At 44.4% G+C, this 4,786-nt stretch carries 3 protein-coding genes and 2 pseudogenes; 3 read left to right on the top strand and 2 right to left on the bottom strand.

The features are described from left to right. Both ACP45E_RS12195 and ACP45E_RS12190 read left to right on the top strand, forming a co-directional pair. Positions 1–249 (top strand): annotated as a pseudogene (locus ACP45E_RS12195) (YhfX family PLP-dependent enzyme); the annotation flags it as partial. Further along, positions 242–1,549 carry a phosphopentomutase gene (locus ACP45E_RS12190; protein WP_017038280.1) on the top strand — a complete coding sequence of 436 codons (1,308 nt, stop codon included), beginning with the start codon at positions 242–244 and terminating at the stop codon, positions 1,547–1,549. The pseudogene ACP45E_RS12195 and the gene ACP45E_RS12190, both read left to right, overlap by 8 nt. 438 nt (positions 1,550–1,987) lie before the next feature. Here ACP45E_RS12190 and ACP45E_RS12185 read toward each other — a convergent pair whose 3' ends face one another. Both ACP45E_RS12185 and ACP45E_RS12180 read right to left on the bottom strand, forming a co-directional pair. Further along, positions 1,988–2,614, bottom strand: a complete 627-nt coding sequence (locus tag ACP45E_RS12185; RefSeq protein WP_017036394.1) for a trimeric intracellular cation channel family protein — start codon at positions 2,612–2,614, stop codon at positions 1,988–1,990. A gap of 73 nt (positions 2,615–2,687) precedes the next feature. Further along, the gene (locus ACP45E_RS12180) at positions 2,688–4,046 is read right to left on the bottom strand and encodes an amidohydrolase (RefSeq protein WP_017038281.1); all 1,359 of its coding nucleotides are present in this window, start codon (positions 4,044–4,046) and stop codon (positions 2,688–2,690) included. Positions 4,047–4,432: 386 nt separating this feature from the next. Here ACP45E_RS12180 and ACP45E_RS12175 point away from each other — a divergent pair. Next, a pseudogene (locus ACP45E_RS12175) lies at positions 4,433–4,786 on the top strand (amidohydrolase family protein); the annotation flags it as partial.

Genomic DNA, 4,786 nt, shown 5'->3' with positions numbered 1-4,786 from the left:
GAAAATGCACGCGTTTACAGTGCTCATGGCAGTGAACGCACAGCGATCTTTAACGACGAAACCGACAGCATTGATTATCACCTGCGAATACCTGGGCATTACCCGATCGGCGATCCAGTGATCATGGCTTATCGCACTCAGGTTTTCGTCACACGCAGTGATGTGGCTTTAGTTCGAGGAGTATCAACCGCACAGCCTTGTATCCTTGGGCTTTACGACTCATTAGGAAATGAGGTGACCTATGCCTAGATTCATTATCGTTGTATTGGATGGTTTTGGTGTGGGTGAAATGCCCGATGTCGCCCTCGTTAGACCACAAGATTGTGGATCGAACACTGCGAGTAAATTACTCGCACATTTCCCTCTAAAACGCTTGCCAGTACTCGAAAAACTTGGTCTACAGAATGTGGTCGATAACCCAGCTTCAATCATGTTAGCCAACCCACTGGCCAACACTGGACGGTCCAACCTCGCCCATCAAGGGGGGGACACGTTTATGGGGCATCAGGAAATCATGGGCACCCTGCCAAAGCCGCCATTAGAGCAGGCTTTTCAAGTGGCACTACCCGACATTGAAGCCGCTCTACTTAACCACGGATACAAAGCGGTTCGACATACTCAGCAAGGATTATCGGTTCTTGTCGTAGAAGAAGGCATTGTCATTGGTGACAATCTCGAGGCAGATTTAGGCCAAGTCTATAACCTTACGTGTAACTTCAACATCGTCACTTTTAACAAGTTACTCGAAATCGCAGCGGTAGTAAGAGGCGCCAATCCGGTCAGTCGAAATATCGCATTTGGTGGCAATATTAGCGATGAAACGAATGGCATTCTGAACACCGACCTCCCCTTTGTTGAGCACTCTAATGAAGAAAAATACGCGGCCATGGAACGGGTATTCAATGCCATTGAAATAAAAAATGATGTGGATGGGAAACCAACATATATTGGGGTGAACTCCCCAGATAGTGGCGCTTACGATGAAGGCTTTCAAGTCGCTCATTTAGGCTACGGTGTAGACGCCAAAACTCAAGTCCCGTGGCAGCTCCACAACCAAGGGGTTCATACTTGGCTCTATGGAAAAGTGGCCGATATTGTACAAAACCCGCATGGAACCTCCTACACATCTGTCGTCGATACCAATGAAGTGTTTCGTCTGCTGAATCTCGATCTCTCCACAGAAAGCCACGGCTTCTTTTGCGCCAATATCCAAGAAACAGATCTTGCAGGCCACCAACAAGATCCCAAACAGTATTGGAAGATATTAGAAAAAGCCGATCGCGGGCTTAGTAGAGTGATGGAACAAATGACCGATCAAGACGTTCTTGTTGTGATGGCCGATCATGGGAACGACCCGTTTATCGGCCATACCAAACATACGCGCGAGCAGGTGCCTCTACTGGCCTACAAAAAAGGTCAACAGGCACTTAATCTTGGCGTACGTGCAACCATGTCAGATGTCGGCGCAACAGTAAGTGCCTACTTTGGTGCTGACCTTCCAGAAAATGGGACGCCTATTATACCATTGGTCCACACACCCCAAACATGACTATGCGATTAATTTCTATGTACGATTGAGTCACTCTTTACTCGCGATTCTGAGTCGCCTCTTTGCTTCCCCCCCTAAGTAATAAGCAAAGAGGTTTTTTCATTCCGTTGCCCACCAAATTCGCCAAACCACATTCTCAAAGCTGCCAAAAGACAAGTTTGAAACTTTTCTACTTCCGAAACTCGTTGCTCACGTGGCTATCCAAAGAAAGTGTGACAACAAAGTTTAGCAACATGATCTAGCCTCACTAGCTAGCACAAAGTTGGACATTTCTGAGTTACGATTTTCCTAAATTAGTAAAGTAAGGGTTAATTGATGTATCACAAAGACTTATTGAAGGTTCTAAACAAATAACAGCAGATAGTAATTTAACTCTGTAAAAGAACACGTAAGTCCCTTTTTGGTTAACTGGCTTGGCGACAATGCAGAGCAATTAGATTAATGGCGTAGCATTGCCCATTTAGGCACCTGCCAATTTAATTCAATAATGAGTATGCGCATAAAAAATATCAGTGCTATAGAGAGTAGAGCGCTTAACGTGACCATCTCTGGTAAGTAAACTAATGTTATGGCGAAAATCATACAGCCTAGCATAACGGGCATGGCATATAGTTCTTTTGACAATAATAAGGATTTTTTTTGTAACAGCGTGTCGCGAATTACACCTCCGCCAATAGCCGTGATCACTCCCATCCAAATTGGTGCAACAGGTAAACCAAAATTAAGTGACCAAGCTTTGTAAGTTGCTTGAACTGCAAACATAGCAACCGCCAATGCATCCACATATAATATGGTTTTATAGAGGTATGACTTATCTAGTAGAGAGTGAATTAAAAAGGCAATAATGCTTGAGACTGCCGCCACCATTAGGTATTCCATGCTATGAGCCCAAAACACAGGCTGCCCCATGATAATATCTCTTAGTGTTCCCCCACCAACCGCGCTGACGGTACCAAAAACTAAAACTGCAAAAATATCAACATCATCATAGCGTAACGATAAAACGGTTGAAATAGAAAAAGCGGCAGTGCCTAGCATCGCGATAATATAACTAAGATCTTGCATCGTTTAGTCCCCTAGAAAATTGCCCTCTGTCATTTCCTACAGGGGGCATAAGCATATTTTATTTGATTAGGTTTTATCGAATTGGATAGGTGTCTTTTTCACATAAGCTAATATAAGGTTTTCCTCCCGTTCTGTTCATGAACTCATCTGTTGCTTGTTCGATTAACTCAGGAGAAGTTAATAGGTCTAACGCCATTGCCGCCATTACTTGCGAAGCTTGTATCACCCCTTTTTTACCAATATCCATACCATTCGTTGCAGTACACCCCCATTGGTGAGCGGATACATGTTGTGGCCAGCTAGAGAACATCGCGCCAATGGTTGGGATTATCCAGCTTAAATCACCAACATCTGACGAGCCCCCCATTTCGATAGTGCACTCTTTTGGTAGCACTGCCGTTGCCATGCCATCAGCAGGCACCCCCATTTCAGTTTGAATAACTTTGGCAAAAGCTTGCTCATCATCACTCCATTGAATTGGAAAGTGGTTATTTAAGTGTTGTGACATTCGCTCTGCTAGAACGTCATTAGGCAACAAATCATAACAGCCAGCTAACACTAAAATAGATTCCTGAGTTTGTGTTGCTAAAGCAGCCCCTTGAGCAATATCTTTTATCCAGCTAATATGTTTTTTAACGTTTTCAGCATTCGGCCCGCGATAGCGAAATACCACTTTTGCATAATCAGGGACAACATTAACGGCAGTTCCGCCATTCTCTATGATGTAGTGCATACGTGCGCTTGGTATAATATGCTCGCGCATCATATCGACGCCGTGAGTGAAAAGTTGCGCAGCCTGTAAGGCACTTCGGCCATCCCAAGGTGATGCACCTGCATGAGCTGTAACTCCCTTAAATTCAATCTCTAAATCCATAGAGGCTGTACTACGAAAATTAAAAGGTACTGTTACAGGGCCTGGGTGATGGTGGATACATACATCTAAGTCATCAAATACCCCTGCTTTTGCCATGTAATTTTTGCCAGCAAGCAGTTCTTCCGCTGGGCAAGCAAAAACTCTGATGGTGCCAGGGATACCTTCTTTTTGCATATGGTTTTTTAATGCAATAGCAGCACCTACTGTACCTGCGCCAATTAGGTTATGCCCGCAACCATGGCCATTGCTATTGCCTGATGCTGCAGCTTGTTTGTGAGGAGTAGTTGCATTACCCAAATCAGGCAGAGCATCAAACTCAATGAGCAAGCCAATCTCGGGAGAGCCACTTCCGTAGCTAGCTACCCAAGCCGTTTCTAAACCTGCCACACCTTGGTGAGAGATGGTAAAGCCATCGTTTTCTAGTGTTTCGCGCTGTAATGCTGAGCTTTTATACTCTTGCATGCCTAATTCAGCAAAGCCCCAAACTTTTTCTGCGATATCCCAAGTTAGCCCAGAAACTTTATTCACTTCGTTTTGTAGATTGTTGTAGTTAGTCATTTTTATATCCTCGCAATAGGTGGTTTGTTGTTGACGAGTGAATAATAGCGTTAAACATAACAACTAAAACAATCGCTATGCAGTGATCAAGTCCACACATAAACATGCAATAGCTAAAATGCGGGTAGAGATAAAAAAGAACTGCAGAGCAATCGAAGAAAATTGACGCGCCAATAGCCAATTTATTGCAAGAGAATTTAGCGCAGAAGTAAGCAATAAATGCAGCTAGAAAAGAATTTATTAACCCAAGCCTAGGTAAATTAATGGATATCCCCTAGTCACTCGGAATCCCGCTGCCAACTAACCGAGACAGTCCTAATTATGAAAGACGGCAAAATCTTTAAAAACACCCTTTAAAATAGCCTGATAAACCAAGCCCCAGCACGGTGCGCGATGTAGGCGGTGCAGATGGCTCTTGGACTGATATGGAGCGAGATGGACGCCTTAAAGAAGTGCCGCGTATTTACGCAGCTGGCGCACCTATCGGCTCTCACGCAGACGTGGGCTTACAATCTCGTCGCCTAACCGATTCGCCACAAAATCTAGAAATCCTCAACATCATGTCCAATGCAAACGGTGTTGATGAAATCAAAATGCAAGCGCATTACAACTATCGCCAAGGTGCTCAGTCCACCAAAGTGTTCCAGTCTGGTGGCGTGTCGTCGAAGTTTGACCCTTGGCAGTACAACTCATACTTAGATGACGAGATGAAAGCGGCAGTGGCGATTGCCGAGTCTTAC

The organism is Vibrio genomosp. F10 str. 9ZD137 (assembly GCF_049974785.1).
Taxonomy (GTDB): Bacteria; Pseudomonadota; Gammaproteobacteria; order Enterobacterales; family Vibrionaceae; genus Vibrio.
This window is presented reverse-complemented; position numbering and strand designations above follow the sequence as displayed.

Bases quoted from the DNA above. Each gene is read 5' to 3' on its own strand.
- ACP45E_RS12180 (WP_017038281.1), bottom strand. From the start codon at position 4,046: ATGACTAACTACAACAATCTACAAAACGAAGTGAATAAAGTTTCTGGG.
- ACP45E_RS12185 (WP_017036394.1), bottom strand. From the start codon at position 2,614: ATGCAAGATCTTAGTTATATTATCGCGATGCTAGGCACTGCCGCTTTT.
- ACP45E_RS12190 (WP_017038280.1), top strand. From the start codon at position 242: ATGCCTAGATTCATTATCGTTGTATTGGATGGTTTTGGTGTGGGTGAA.